At 36.4% G+C, this 15,206-nt stretch carries 12 protein-coding genes and 1 pseudogene; 10 read left to right on the top strand and 3 right to left on the bottom strand.

From position 1 onward, the window contains the following. Nucleotides 1-45 precede the first annotated feature (45 nt). Nucleotides 46-687: a YigZ family protein gene (locus tag I5818_RS05740; protein ID WP_058003584.1), complete on the bottom strand. Its 642-nt coding sequence runs from the start codon at nt 685-687 to the stop codon at nt 46-48. A gap of 342 nt (nt 688-1,029) precedes the next feature. Between I5818_RS05740 and I5818_RS05745 the strand changes: the two genes are divergently transcribed. The 7 genes and pseudogenes from I5818_RS05745 (at nt 1,030) to I5818_RS05775 (ending at nt 10,349) form a co-directional block, all read left to right on the top strand. Further along, nucleotides 1,030-2,169, top strand: coding sequence for a sensor histidine kinase (locus I5818_RS05745; protein ID WP_078109169.1), 1,140 nt, complete (start codon nt 1,030-1,032; stop codon nt 2,167-2,169). An 81-nt stretch (nt 2,170-2,250) separates the two neighbouring features. Beyond that, nucleotides 2,251-2,931 carry a response regulator gene (locus tag I5818_RS05750; RefSeq protein ID WP_058003586.1) on the top strand — a complete coding sequence of 227 codons (681 nt, stop codon included), beginning with the start codon at nt 2,251-2,253 and terminating at the stop codon, nt 2,929-2,931. Between the two features lie 407 nt (nt 2,932-3,338). Beyond that, a pseudogene (locus I5818_RS05755) lies at nt 3,339-4,510 on the top strand (IS256 family transposase). Between the two features lie 1,098 nt (nt 4,511-5,608). Further along, nucleotides 5,609-7,012 carry a PTS system trehalose-specific EIIBC component gene (gene treP / locus I5818_RS05760; RefSeq protein ID WP_078109261.1) on the top strand — a complete coding sequence of 468 codons (1,404 nt, stop codon included), beginning with the start codon at nt 5,609-5,611 and terminating at the stop codon, nt 7,010-7,012. Nucleotides 7,013-7,099: 87 nt separating this feature from the next. Next, entirely contained in the window at nt 7,100-8,773 is a 1,674-nt protein-coding gene (treC, locus tag I5818_RS05765) for an alpha,alpha-phosphotrehalase (protein WP_071977776.1), read from the top strand. Between the two features lie 150 nt (nt 8,774-8,923). Further along, nucleotides 8,924-9,640 carry a trehalose operon repressor gene (gene treR, locus I5818_RS05770; RefSeq protein WP_078109260.1) on the top strand — a complete coding sequence of 239 codons (717 nt, stop codon included), beginning with the start codon at nt 8,924-8,926 and terminating at the stop codon, nt 9,638-9,640. A gap of 139 nt (nt 9,641-9,779) precedes the next feature. After that, entirely contained in the window at nt 9,780-10,349 is a 570-nt protein-coding gene (locus tag I5818_RS05775) for a nuclear transport factor 2 family protein (RefSeq protein ID WP_139358035.1), read from the top strand. A 101-nt stretch (nt 10,350-10,450) separates the two neighbouring features. On the opposite strand, the gene I5818_RS05780 is transcribed toward I5818_RS05775, so the two are convergent. Further along, on the bottom strand, nt 10,451-11,116 hold the full coding sequence (locus I5818_RS05780; protein ID WP_078109258.1) for a DUF2569 domain-containing protein: 666 nt from the start codon (nt 11,114-11,116) through the stop codon (nt 10,451-10,453). A gap of 268 nt (nt 11,117-11,384) precedes the next feature. On the opposite strand from I5818_RS05780, the gene gnd reads away from it, so the two are divergent. The 3 genes from gnd (at nt 11,385) to I5818_RS05795 (ending at nt 13,804) form a co-directional block, all read left to right on the top strand. Beyond that, on the top strand, nt 11,385-12,281 hold the full coding sequence (gene gnd / locus I5818_RS05785; RefSeq protein WP_078109257.1) for a phosphogluconate dehydrogenase (NAD(+)-dependent, decarboxylating): 897 nt from the start codon (nt 11,385-11,387) through the stop codon (nt 12,279-12,281). Between the two features lie 199 nt (nt 12,282-12,480). Further along, nucleotides 12,481-13,323, top strand: coding sequence for a DegV family protein (locus I5818_RS05790; protein ID WP_078109256.1), 843 nt, complete (start codon nt 12,481-12,483; stop codon nt 13,321-13,323). A gap of 49 nt (nt 13,324-13,372) precedes the next feature. Further along, nucleotides 13,373-13,804 carry a hypothetical protein gene (locus tag I5818_RS05795; RefSeq protein ID WP_078109255.1) on the top strand — a complete coding sequence of 144 codons (432 nt, stop codon included), beginning with the start codon at nt 13,373-13,375 and terminating at the stop codon, nt 13,802-13,804. 32 nt (nt 13,805-13,836) lie between these two features. On the opposite strand, the gene I5818_RS05800 is transcribed toward I5818_RS05795, so the two are convergent. Further along, nucleotides 13,837-15,189 (bottom strand): recombinase family protein, encoded by a 1,353-nt coding sequence (locus I5818_RS05800; protein WP_235849525.1) that lies wholly within the window; start codon nt 15,187-15,189, stop codon nt 13,837-13,839. Nucleotides 15,190-15,206 lie beyond the last annotated feature (17 nt).

A 15,206-nucleotide genomic window follows, 5' to 3' on the forward strand; every position in this document is an offset into this window, starting at 1 on the left:
AATCAAAAAAAGAGCTATGAAGTATTCACAGCTCTACTAATAAAATTACTGAGGATCAACATCGAATTCGAGATAGAGAGACTCTCCAACTGTAATGGTCGCTTGACCGTTTGTTAATTCTGTTATCCAGTTAATAAAGGTCTCATGATCATCTTCTTCTACATAGGTTTCAATTTCAACATGATCCAAGTAATGAATGTCTTTTATTTGATAGATGGAAGATCGTAGCTCATTTTCAATTTTGCCTAACCAAGTATAGTCGATTTTTGTCGTAATAATGGTCATTCTCTTTCTTTCGACAATCCCAGTTGCATTAATCCCTTCAGAAGTAGACTTACCGTAAGCACGAATTAATCCACCGGCTCCTAATTTAATTCCTCCAAAATAACGTGTCACCACAACAACGGTATCTTTCAAATCACGTTTTTTCAATACTTCCAGCATAGGAATACCGGCTGTACCAGTAGGCTCTCCATCATCATTTGCCTTTTGAATCTGATTTTGTTGTCCGATCATATAAGCTGAGCAATTATGAGTGGCATTCCAGTGTTTTTTCTTTATTTCTTGTATAAAGTGAAGGGCCTCTTCTTCGGTTGTTGCACGATGGATATGGGCAATGAACCGAGACTTTTGAATAATGATCTCGTGTTCACCATCCCCTTTAACCGTATAATACTTTTTTAACATCTATTTCACTCCTATAGTACATTCAAAGTTCAAACGTTTTTCTTCTTTCACTATAACAAAATTTAAACAGCGAATTAAATGTTTTGATACTCACATTTTTCTATCATTTTAATCTTCCTAAAATTAAATGATATAATAAAAGAGTTGAAATAAAATTTATAGAGGAAATTCAAGTATTTGTAGCGAATATATCTTTGTTACTATAGGTTTTCCTTCTATCAAACTTTTAGATTAGGGATATTTTACTAACTTTTTAATTTACACATTTTTCGCATAGAATCTTTTTGTAAATAGAGGTAAAATTACTCTAACTTAGAGGAAGTTTGCCTTGGAGGAATGGAGATGTCACTGAAAAAAATTGATGTAAGGACATTGGATCAAATCTTGGAAAAGATGATAAATACCGTTGATTCTAGCAAATCCGAAATCTTCCAAATCGGAGAACAATGCCGCCAAGAGTATGAAACTCTCTCTGATGAGTTAAAAGAAGTAAAAGTAATGGTTTCTCAAGTGATTGATGAGGGAGAAGATCTCGAAGTAAAAACTCGTCAGTCAAGAAGACGTCTATCTATTGTTAGTCAGCATTTTCGTGATTATACAGAAGAGCAAGTTCGAGAAGCATATGAAATTGCTCATAATTATCAGATGAAATATTCAATGAATCTCGAATTAGAGAAGCAATTACGTAGGAGACGGGATGAATTAGAAAGACGGCTCATTCATTTAGAGGCAACAATTGATCGTGCAAATAATCTTGTATCACAAACAAGTGTCGTATTAAATTATTTAACAAGTGATTTAAAGGAGATTGGTAGTGCACTTGAAGATGCCAAAGAAAAGCAAGATTTTGGTCTTCGTGTTATAGAAGCACAAGAGGAAGAAAGGAAACGGCTTTCACGGGAAATTCATGATGGTCCGGCACAAATGCTTGCAAATATGCTCCTAAGATCTGATTTAGTTGAAAAGGTCTATCGTGAGCAAGGAATTGTAAATGCATTAGAAGAAGTGAAAAGCCTAAAAAAAATGGTAAGATCCTCTTTATCTGAGGTTCGACGTATTATTTATGATTTGCGTCCTATGGCATTAGATGATTTAGGTTTAGTTCCGACCCTCAGAAAATACCTAGAACGAACCGAAGAATATAATAGTGGGGTAACGTTCCGTTTTATCAATCTAGGTCAGGAATATCGTCTACCATCAAAATATGAGGTAGCCCTATTTCGCTTAGTTCAGGAATCTGTCCAAAATGCGATTAAGCATGCGCAAGCGAGTGAAATCCATGTGAAGATCGATATGCAACAAGATAGTGTATTCCTTATTGTGAAAGATAATGGAAAAGGTTTTGATGTTCGTGAGAAAAAAGAAGGTTCATTTGGAATCATGGGCATGAGAGAACGAGTTGAAATTATTGATGGAAAAATAACGATAGATTCTAAAATTGGTGAAGGAACCATTGTTATGATACAAGTGAAATTTGATTAACCCTATAAAAATTGAAATATATGAAATTAACACAATTGTGAAAGTGTCTTTGAAAAAACACTTTATAAGGAGGAAAAAAGTGTGACTACAAAAATAGCTATTATAGATGACCATCAATTGTTTCGTGAAGGTGTCAAGAGAATACTAGAATTCGAAAAAACATTCGAAATTGTCGCAGAAGGCGACGATGGTGCTAGCGCCCTTCAGTTAATTGAAGAAACAAAGCCAGATGTAGTATTAATGGATATTAATATGCCAAATAAAAACGGGATTGAAGCGACGCGTCAATTAGTAGAAACATATCCTGAAACAAGAGTCATTATTTTATCCATTCACGATGATGAAAACTATGTAACCCATGCACTAAAAACAGGTGCCACAGGCTACCTTTTAAAGGAAATGGATTCAGATGCATTAATCGATGCAGTCAAGGTTGTAGCAGATGGAGGATCCTACCTTCACCCGAAAATCACTCGTAACCTTGTTGAAGAGTTCCGTCGCTTAGCCAATCGCCATAATAATGGTACAGGCTATCAGCAACCGGAAGTGGTTCGCCCACTACATCTACTTACACCACGTGAATGCGAAGTTCTCCAATTACTTGCAGATGGAAGAAGCAACCGTGTAATTGGTGAAACTCTTTACATAAGTGAAAAAACCGTTAAAAACCATGTCAGCAATATCCTGCAAAAAATGAACGCCAACGATCGTACCCAAGCAGTCGTTGCAGCAATCAAAAATGGTTGGGTTGAAGTAAGATAATTTTGATCAACACTCCTCAAGTTCGATTGAGGAGTGTTTTTTTTTTGTTTGGAGGAAAGGGAGCTTGGACGGATAAAGGGTGAATCGCGTGGAAAATGTGTTTAAGAGTGGAGTTTGAAACAGATAAAAGGGTAAATGGAGTGGAAATGTGTCTCAGGAGTGGGACATGAGACAGATAAAATGGGAATGAGGAGAATAATGTGTCTCAAGACTGGATCTTGAGACAGATGAAGAGGGAGAAAGGAGAATAAAGTGTCTCAAGACTGGATCTTGAGACAGATAAAGAGGGAGAGAGGGATTAAGTCCGTATAATTGTGTAAAAAGAAAATGCAAAAAAAATGAGTCATTTTATTCACTCTTGGCAACACTGTTTTCAACCACGATAAACAATGAAAAGAGGAATAAAAATGACTCAAGTACAGTTTAACCTAAATTTGGATGTTTTAAAAGAAGCCATTGTAAATTCCAACCTTGATATGGTTATAAAATCAGCGGTTGTCTTAGTACTAAACGAATTTATGGAAAAAGAAAGGGATGACTATTTAAAGGCTGCACCTTATGAACGAGCTGTTGAACGCCGTGACTATCGCAACGGTTATTATGAACGTGATCTTATGATGAGCATCGGTACCTTAACACTTAAGGTACCACGGACACGCAACGGGGAATTCTCAACTACCGTTTTTGAAAAATATGCCCGTTGTGACCAGGCATTGGTCCTCTCTATGCTGGAAATGGTCATCAATGGTGTTTCAACTAGGAATGTTACCAATATTGTCGAACAGCTTTGCGGCAAGAACATTTCCAAGTCGTTTGTATCATCACTTACACAAAAGCTTGATCCCATTGTGAACGAGTGGGCTAAGAGACCCTTAAATACAACATACTACCCTTTCGTATTCGTTGACGCTATGTATATAAAGGTGCGCGAGCACCAAAGCGTTGTTTCCAAGGCTGTTTATATTGCCACTGCCATTACTGAGAAGAATACACGTGAAATAATTGGCTTGAGTGTTGACCATGCGGAAAGTTATGAGAGTTGGGGGCAGTTCTTCCAACAGCTAAAATCACGGGGCCTTCAATCTCCCAAACTAATCATCTCTGATGCCCATCAAGGTCTCCAAAAGCGATACAGCGTGAATTTATTGGGACAGCTTGGCAAAGATGTAATGTCCATTTTAAGCGAAATATCTTTGATAAACTTCCCAAAAAGAGCTCGGCTGAAATCAAGACAATGATCAAACGCGTATTTGAAGCAGTAACCATTGATGATATCCGTCTGTTTAAAGATGAGCTAATGAGTAGGTTCGGGACAGAGCCAAAGTTTGAAAAAAGCACTCTCTATATTAGATGAGGGGTTCGAAGATACCATCCAGTATATGATCTTTCCCGAAAGTATCCGATGCCACATCCGTAGTACCAATTCCCTTGAACGGTTGAACCAAGAAGTCCGTAGAAGAGAAAGGGTCATACGTATTTTCCAAACACCCAATCGGCTTTTCGCTTGATTGGAGCTGTTCTAATGCAATATCAGGATACGGTTTACGCTAAGAGAAAAGCACTTATGGGTGGAAGATAGAACAGATTATTTTCAGCTAAACTTCCATCATGGATGATCACATATCCGGTAAGGGATGTCAAATTGAAAACCATTTGACATCCCTTACCGGATATGAAGTTCAAAATCCATGGAAGTTTCGCAAAAAAAATAAAAGGGTTAAGGTTGAAAGTACTTGCCAGTGATTTTACACAAAAACCAGGACTTGACTGAGAGAGGAGAATAAAGTGTCTCAAGACTGGATCTTGAGACAGATAAAGAGGGAGAAAGGAGAATAATGTGTCTCAAGACTGGATCTTGAGACAGATAAAGAGGGAGAAAGGAGAAAAATGTGTCTCAAGACTGGATCTTGAGACAGATAAAGAGGGGGAAAGGAGAAAAATGTGTCTCAAGACCAGATCTTGAAACAGATAAAGAGGGGGAAAGGAGAAAAATGTGTCTCAGACCAGGGGCTTGAAACAGATAAAGAGGGGGAAAGGAGAATAATGTGTCTCAAGACCGGATCTTGAGACAGATAAACAGAGAAAAAGGAGAAAAATATGTTTCAGGCCTAAAGCTTGAAACAAAGAAGGGGTAAACGAAGAGAAAGATGCTTTCAAGAAAGACGAAACGGATAATAAATGAATAACTTAAAAAGAATACCTCGACCATAATAAAGTTCAATCGTTGACCACTAACTTAAATGAAAAATAGAAAAATTAACATTCCTCCAAATTTTTTAGTTGACCAACTTGTATATACAAGTTAAGATGAAACTATAAGTTCTATCTTGTATATACAAGAAATAAATTATTTGTAAGCGGTATCTATTATTCTTTTAAAATCTTTATTATTTGCCAGTTGCTTTACAGAATCAGATTATAGGGAATAATTTAAGGAATTATAAGAAAGGGAAAATTGTAATCGCATACAAAATTTTCAAACGCTCTTCGCATAGTTTGTCGCTTTTTTCATGTAAATAATCTGGCTAGGTTGTCTTTTTGTATCCTAATTTCAACAGAAAAACAATAAGTAGTTGAAAATCCTAATACCGAATTTTACAAAAACAGCAGCAAAGACTTAGAAAAGAGCATGATAAAAAACCGTGAAAATGAAAACGGTAACAGGAGGATGGGAGAAATGAGTGTTAACAAGCATTCGGTTGAACAAATTGTTAAAGCAATTGGTGGAAAAGAAAATATCGCAGCTGCCACTCACTGTGTCACTCGATTACGCTTTGCCTTAAACGATGAAAGTAAAGTAAACAAAGAAGAGCTGGAACAGATTGATCTTGTCAAAGGTGCATTCTCTGCAAATGGTCAATTTCAAGTAGTTATTGGTCAAGGTACGGTTGATAAGGTTTATGAAGAAATGGTCCGCCAAACAGGGATTGGGGAATCCTCTAAGCAAGAAATCAAAGATGCTGCTGCTAAAAAACTTAATCCGATTCAACGAGCAGTAAAAACACTTGCAGACATCTTTATTCCAATATTACCAGCCATCGTGACTGCCGGTTTATTAATGGGTATCAACAATGTATTAACTGGTCAAGGTATATTCTTTGATAAAAAATCGCTTGTCGAGGTGTACCCACAGTGGAGTGACTTTGCAAGCATTATTAACTTAATTGCGAATACTGCATTTACCTTTTTACCAGCATTAATTGGTTGGTCAGCAGTAAAGAAGTTCGGTGGAAATCCATTATTGGGGATTGTGCTTGGATTAATGCTTGTACATCCTGATTTATTAAACGCGTGGGCTTATGGATCAACGAAAGAAATACCAACTTGGAATCTATTTGGATTAGAAATCCAAAAAGTAGGTTATCAAGGTCAAGTATTGCCAGTTTTAGTGGCATCCTATGTATTAGCGAAACTAGAAATATTTTTGAAAAGACGGATTGCTGATGCGTTTCAACTTTTACTAGTTGCCCCGATTGCCTTATTGATTACTGGATTTTTATCATTTATCGTTATCGGTCCAATTACTTTTGCTATTGCAAATGTGATTACAGATGCAGTCGTTGGCATTTTCCATGCAGTACCAGCACTTGGTGGAATTATTTATGGTTTACTATATGCACCACTAGTTATCACAGGAATGCATCACACCTTCCTAGCGGTGGATTTACAATTGATCGGATCAACTGGAAGCACTTTTCTTTGGCCGATGGTCGCTCTTTCAAATATCGCTCAAGGTGCAGCAGCACTCGGAATGATGTTTGCAACAAGGGATGAAAAGCTAAAAGGTCTATCGTTAACATCTGCAATTTCAGCATTTTTAGGAATTACTGAACCGGCAATGTTTGGTGTTAATTTGCGCTATCGTTTTGCCTTTATTGCAGCGATAATTGGTTCCGCTATCGCAGGAATGCTTATTACCATTAATGGAGTAGAAGCACCATCCGTCGGTGTAGGTGGCTTACCGGCCTTCCTATCGATCTTCCCACAAAATTGGGGGGCATTCTTTGTCGGAATGGCCATTGTGCTAGTTGTACCATTTGTATTAACAATCATTTTCGCGAAGTTCAAAAAATCAAACTAATCTAATGGAGAGGGTTGTCGATTAAGGGGGCACGACCACTTAGATCGACAACCCCTTCAATAGAAATAGAAAAAGTGGTGATATAAGATGAAACAACCTTGGTGGAAAAAAGCAACTGTATATCAAATTTATCCAAAAAGCTTTTATGATACAACGGGAAATGGAGAAGGGGACCTACAAGGAATCATTCAAAAATTGGATTACCTATCTGAGCTTGGAATCGATGTACTTTGGCTAACTCCGATATATGAATCCCCTCAAAATGATAATGGCTATGATATTAGTGATTATTATCAAATTTACAAGCCCTATGGAACGATGGAAGACTTCCAATTACTTTTACAGGAAGCACATAAGCGCGATATTAAATTAATAATGGACATTGTAGTTAACCATACATCAACCGAGCATCCGTGGTTTAAACAGGCACGAGCTTCTAAAGATAATCGATACCGTGATTTTTATATTTGGAAGGACCCGAGTCCAGATGGGACAGCCCCTAATAATTGGAAATCTAAATTTGGTGGATCAGCTTGGGAATTTGACGAGCTGACAGGGCAGTACTATCTCCATTTGTTTGATGTTACCCAAGCGGATTTAAACTGGGAAAATGATCAGCTCAGACATGAAGTATATAAAATGATGCATTATTGGTTTGAAAAAGGGGTAGATGGTTTTCGTTTAGATGTTATTAATTTAGCTTCAAAGGATCAACGCTTTCCAAATGATCCAACAGGGGACGGGAGAAAGTTTTATACAGACGGTCCAAGAATACACGAATTTCTACAGGAAGCAAATCAGGAGGTATTCGCAAAATATGAAGCGATGACCGTTGGTGAAATGTCATCCACATCCATCGAGGATTGTATTCTTTATACAAATCCTGAACGTCACGAGCTTAGTATGACCTTTAATTTTCATCACTTAAAGGTAGATTATGACCAAGGAGATAAATGGACACTAGCGGATTTTGACTTTATAAAATTGAAAGAAATACTTTCTACATGGCAAACAGAAATGCATCGAGGTGGTGGTTGGAATGCTTTGTTCTGGTGTAATCATGATCAACCACGAATTGTTTCACGATTTGGAGATGACAAAAAGTATTGGAAGCAATCCGCTAAAATGCTCGCCACGACCATTCATATGATGCAAGGCACACCTTATATTTATCAAGGTGAAGAAATCGGAATGACCAATCCAGGCTTTCAACAAATTGAAGATTATCGTGACGTGGAATCCTTGAATGCTTATGAAATCATGAAGGAAAAAGGCTATTCTGAGGAGAGAATTTTAGCGATTTTACAGGAAAAGTCTCGTGATAATTCACGTACACCTGTTCAATGGAATAACAAGGCTAATGCAGGATTTACATCGGGAACGCCATGGATTAATGTAGCATCTAATTATAAAGAGATTAATGTAGAAAATGCGCTCAATGATAAGGATTCTATATTCTATCATTATCAAAAGCTAATTCAGCTACGTAGGAATTATGACATCATTACAGATGGGGATTATCAATTAATATTGGGAGATCATCCAGAAATATTTGCTTATGCTCGTAATGGCAAGAATGAAAAATTAATGATCATTAATAATTTTTATGATAAAGAGACTTGTTTTGAATTACCTAAAGAAATCGATATAGAAGAGTACGACATTCAAATTCTATTGTCAAACTATCCAGACTCAAGTAAACATATGAAGAGACTCCAACTACGTCCTTATGAGTCGATCATTTTTCACTTAAAAAAATAAGCATTGTTTATCAGGCTAGTTCTTTGTACAATGACAAATATAGGAATTAATATTTGACTCTTAATTAAAAGGCTTTTTCCTTAGCAATATTGCTATTTACTGTACGAAAAAACGGCCTTTTAAAATGAGCTGAAAAAACGGTGATATACAATGCGCGTAAATAAGTTTTTAACCATCTATGAAAATTTAGTTGAACGAATTCAATCAGGAAATATTAAGCCAAACACAAAACTACCATCGGAAAATGAATTAGTTGAACAGTATGGAACATCTCGTGAAACCGTTCGAAAAGCATTAAATCTTTTATCTCAAAATGGGTATATTCAAAAAATAAAAGGCAAGGGTTCTTTTACTTTAGATGTAGGAAAATATGATTTTCCGGTATCTGGTCTAGTAAGCTTTAAAGAATTAGCTGAAAAAATGGGGAAACCGTGGAAAACAATCGTCTGTGAACTAGATTTAGAGAAACCAGATCCCTATATTCAGAAGCAACTGAATATAAATGGAAAAGATTCAGTATGGAAGATTGCCCGTGCCAGAGAATTGGAGAATGAACGAATCATTTTGGACAAGGACTATGTACTACAATCCGTCGTCCCAACATTGAGCAAGAAAATTTGTGAAGGTTCTCTATTTGCATATCTAGAAGGAGAACTAGGCCTAAAAATAAGCTTCGCCAAAAAAGAAATATCTGTAGATGAACCAACCGAAGAAGATTATCGTTATTTAGATTTAAAGGATTATAAGCATATTGTCGTTGTTAAAAACTATATTTACTTAGAAGACGCTAGTCTATTTCAATACACGGAATCAAGACACCGTCTCGATAAATTTCGTTTCGTAGATTTTGCTAGAAGGGGACATTGATGAAGTGCACTACGCTGTGGTGCGCTTTTTGAATTTTTTACCATATTTATGTAGTATTTCTTACATATACACTTAAGAAGTTGTCTATATCAATCATATTCAATAAAATAAAGATATTATGATTGAAAGGTCGTGTCCGATGAATATATATAAAACGAGACTTCTGCTTATCTTCATGCTAGTAGGGGCGCTAATGCTAGCTGCTTGTGGAAAGGAAGAGGAGTCGTCAGATAAACAAAAAGATACAAAGGTAACTACAAATAATGAGCAAGAAAATAGCAATACTTCAACTAGCGAAAATATTGGTGAATCCACGCCGCCACCAATCCAGGAGGCCGAAAATATCCCGGCTAATGAGAAAAAGGCTCTACTTGCTGCATTTGATCAACATGTTAAAACCTTTAATCAAAAGGATCTAGATGGTTATATGAGTACCATTTCGAAAAATCCGACCTCTTTTAAGTTGGATGAAGAACGTGATTATATAAAAAATATCTTTGAAACAACTGATATTCAAATCAATCCGCAAAATGTAATTATTATTGATTATAAGGACAATGAAGCCAATATTTTTACAGAAATGAAAACCATCGTTTCGGAAACTGGCTCTAAGAAAAAGGTCGAACAACTAAGTCGTCAAATTAATACGTTCAAAAAAGAGGATGGACAGTGGAAATTAAACGCCACCTTTGCGATGGAAACAAAATAAAAGAGATTGTCTATTTGGGATCTGATCCTATAATAGACAATCTTTTTTTCTGTTATAAAAGAGGTTGAGGCCCAAGAAAATTACCCCCTTTTATAAGGCTACTAATTATCCGAAAAAGGACGTTTCTTTAATTCCTTCCTACGTTTTCCTTTAACTAAAACAACTCTTTTATTGTGATAGGTTCGGAACAGATTTTCTGCCGGTATACTCGCTACAGCCGTTTCTTTCTTCGCTGGTTTATAATCAAATGGCTCTTTCAAAAAAGTAGCTTTCACTCTTTTGGATATTTGAAAATATGGAATCCAGATGAATGTGTATATAAGGGATTGTCCTATTTCCTTATAGGCACTCGCTGTATATTCGGGTTGAATATCCTTGTAGGCGTCCAAAGTATAGATGGTGTTAACGACAAGAGCAGTATCAATAATTTGTAAAATAAGACTACCAACTAAATAGTAAATCATTGCTTTCGGAAAAAGACGATTCTTTTTGAACATAAGTACTAATAAGAAAATAGGTACAATGACAAAAAAGATACAATTAATCACTACTTCAAAAATAATGATTGGTACAAATAATGGATGATAGAAATCAGATCCAGCGGTAGTAATTTCACGCCAAACCTCTGGTTGGAAATAATCTACTACTATATCTTTAACGAAAAAAATTGAAGCTATAGTCGTTAATAGTAAGCTAATCATCACAAGAATTAACCAGCCACCAATTCCCTCATATTTTGAAATAGGTGTTAGTGCTCCAGACTTCATGAAGCCTCCCCTTTCATATCCAAATTATCCTAAAATATCCACTCTCTATAAAGCATAGATGATTCAATCTAGAAGTTGAACAACTATTTTTAAAATTCCTACTAAGGAACTAGATGGAAAATAATTGAGGGCTTAGGTTATACTAGCTATACATTGATCAGTGGATAGTCGATTTGTTCAATAATAATAGAATCGAAAAACTTGCACGGAATTTTTTTTCTTTTATAATGAAGGTATTGTGAAAAAAAGTTGAAAGGCGGCAGATGACATGCAAATAGGTATGGTTGGTTTAGGTAAAATGGGTTATCAGCTTTCATTAAACCTTATGGAAAAAGGACATGCAGTTTCAGCATATGATGTAAATAAAGAATCAGTAGATAATATTTCTAAAGATGGTGGTCAAGGAGCCTATACATTAGAAGAACTTGTGAAACAGCTTGATCGTCCACGTAAAATTTGGATGATGGTTCCTGCAGGCGAAATTACAGAGCAGGTTTTCAATCAATTGCTTCCATTACTTGATGAAGGAGACATTCTCATCGATGGCGGTAATGCACATTATAAAGATTCATTAAGACGCTATGATGTAGCTAAGGAAAAAGGTGTTTCTTATCTTGATTGCGGTACAAGTGGCGGTGTAGAGGGTGCTCGTAACGGTGCATGTACAATGATTGGTGGAGACAAAGAAGCCTTTGATCAAGTAGAAAGTATCTTCAAAGAAATCTCTGTTGATAAAGGGTATTTATATACTGGGAAAGCAGGAAGCGGTCATTTCCTAAAAATGATACATAATGGAATTGAATATGGAATGATGCAAGCAATCGCTGAAGGCTTCGAAATCCTAGAAAAAAGCCCATTCGATTATGATTACGAAAAAGTTTCAACTGTATGGAATAATGGATCAGTTATTCGTTCTTGGTTAATGGAGTTAATGGAAAATGCCTTCTCTAAAGACAGCAAACTAGATAAAATTAAAGGTGTTATGCATTCATCAGGTGAAGGGAAATGGACTGTTGAAACAGCACTTGACTTCCAAACAGCTGCTCCTGTTATCGCATTATCTCTTATGATGCGCTACCGTTCATTAGAGGATGATACATTCACTGGTAAAGTAGTTGCTGCACTAAGAAATGAATTCGGCGGACACGCAGTAGTAGAAAAATAATAGATAAGCCATTTAAAACACTTAAGAAACCAAATGTTTCTTAAGTGTTTTTTATTTTTTGATTGTTTGCATTCGTAACGAGTCATTCGTATAATAGTGTTTTGATCGTATAGGTGTCCAAACTATAAATTCCCCTTTCCAATCTGGGGATTCTTTTATAAAATGGAAATAAAACTAAACTGAGGATGATTAAAATAAAATGAAAACAGTTATCGTAACGGACAGTACAGCCTATATCCCGAAGGACGTCCGAGAAGAGTTAAACATACATATGATTCCACTGAGTGTCGTTATTGGCGGAGAAACCTATGAAGAGGAATTAGATATTACTGCTGGACAATTCTATGAAGAATTAAAAAGACAGGATCGCCTACCAACCTCATCCCAACCATCATCAGGTCAGTTTGTTGCTTTATATGAAAAATTAGCAAAGGACTATGATGCGATTATTAGTATCCACCTTTCGAGTGGGATTAGTGGAACCTATCAAGGTGCAGTAACCGCAGGAACAATGGTTGAAGGGGTAAAGGTATATGCCTATGATTCGGAAATTAGCTGTATGGCACAAGGCTTTTATGCCATTGATGCAGCAAAAATGGCAGCGGAAGGGAAATCCCCTGAAGAAATAATCTCCCGAATTGACGAATTGAAAGCATCCTTACGTGCCTATTTCATGGTCGATGATTTATCCAATCTTCAAAGAGGTGGCCGTCTTACAAGTGCACAAGCCATTATTGGAAGCTTGCTAAAAGTGAAACCTCTCCTTCATTTTGTGGACAAGGTGATTGTTCCATTTGAAAAAATCCGTACCCGCAAAAAAGCAATGAATCGAATCAGTGAACTAATTGGCGAAGATGCATCTAAAGGAACAGCCTTAAAGGCATCCATCATTCACGCAAATCGCGAGGAGGATGCAAAGGAATGGAAGGCTGAACTCGAACAGCTCTATCCAAATGTAGATTTCTCCATCAGCTATTTTGGCCCGGTCATTGCCACTCACTTAGGTGAAGGTGCGATGGGCTTAACCTGGACAATAAAGTAAGTGAATAGGGCTGTCTGTAATCAGACAGCCTATAAAAAGGAGTGAAGAAATGACTCAGCCATTCTCACAAGAACTTCAAACCTTTCTCTCAGGACGTAAACTCCTCTTAACTGAAATTCCCTTTCCAAAAGCACTTATCCAAAAGCATCTCGAAAATAAATTCATTGCCGCTCTACCAGGAATTATCCAAAATAACAAATTTCAATGTGAACGTTGCGGAAACACGTTTCCATATCTTTTTGCGCAATTCCCATGTGCGAATTGCCAAACAAACTGTACTTATTGTCGGAATTGCCTCATGATGGGGCGAGTTTCCACTTGTACACCTCTTTACCATTGGATTGGTCCACCATCAGAAATGGACCTAACAGAATCCGTATTAGAGTGGAGCGGTACCCTATCCCCTGGACAACAAACGGCGTCAAAGCGTGTCATTGAAGCGGTTTATACAAGATCTGAGCTTTTGGTTTGGGCGGTATGAATCGCCGGATATGAATACCGAAAAAATAAGCATTAAAAATTCCAAGCGATTTCTATATTTTCGCCATGGATATATATTTGTTTTATTAGTTTTTGAATAATAGATTGTTTTTTATTAAAATCTGCAGTGTAAAGATCGGATACATATTTCTTTAACTCTTTTGGAGTTAACACATTTTGTTGCTGAGAATTTTGATTTTCTTTTTTCTTAATTAATTCGTGTTTTTCATCCTCTAGGGATTGAATACGTTGATCCAATTTGTTTTTATCAATCCTGCCGAGTTCATATAAATCTAAAATACGATTTTCTCTTTCATCTACGTTGCTGATTAATTTATCATAGTCAATTATTTTATAATTATCATTTATTGTCTCTTTGTTTTTAATAAGCTCATTTATTTCGTTAATAATTAAATCCTCAAGTTTTGAAGAATTCCATGTTTTGTTCATACATTTCTTATCATATTCCGATGGGAATCTTCTAGCACGACAAAGGTAATATCTATATGTTTTCCCCTTATCATTAGTTTGATAAGTATGGTAGATTTCTCCGCAACGTCCACAAGTGATTAATCCAGAAAAAAGGCTTTGTTTAGCTTTATGTGCATTATTACCTTTATGTCTCGATAAAAGTACTTGTACACGGTTAAATTGTTCCTCTGTAATAATAGGTTCATGTCTTCCTTTGTAGTACTTACCAGCAAAACTAACATAACCACAGTAAAGTTTATTTCTCAATATGTCGTTATACCTTCTAAAACGCCACACAGGGAATCCTAAGTCTTTTAGATGTTTTTGTACCTTGGTGATAGAAAGATGCTGTTCATAGAGGTTATACGCGGTCTGGATGTGCTTCACTTCATCTTCCTTTGGTACCAGCTCACCGTTTATCCTTGAATATCCAGATGGATCATAGTCTCCACCAGATGTTCTATATCCATTTTCAGCTCGTTTGATATGCCCCATTCTCATTCTTTCTGCTATTGTTTCCCGCTCCAACTGAGCAAATACAGATAAAATACCTATCATTGCTTTTCCGAAAGGAGTAGAAGTGTCTAAGGTTTCAGTTATAGATACGAATTCAACGTTGTTCTTAAGAAAGTGCGCTTCAATTAATTCCAGAGTATCTTTTTGTGATCGAGACAACCTATCTAGTTTGTATACGACTACAACATCAATATTTGGTAATTCAGATAACATACGCTGTAAACCAGGTCTGTTGATATTTGAACCACTGAATCCGGGATCCAAATAAGTATCATAGATTGTCCAATCTTTTGATCTACAGTATGCTTCAATTCTTTCTTTCTGGGATTCAATACTATAGTTTTCAACTTGTTCTTGTGTACTAACTCTTATATAAATAGCAGCTTTCAAAAATAACACCCCTATAAAAAGAGAGC

It is taken from the genome of Heyndrickxia oleronia, assembly GCF_017809215.1.
Lineage (GTDB): Bacteria > Bacillota > Bacilli > Bacillales > Bacillaceae_C > Heyndrickxia > Heyndrickxia oleronia.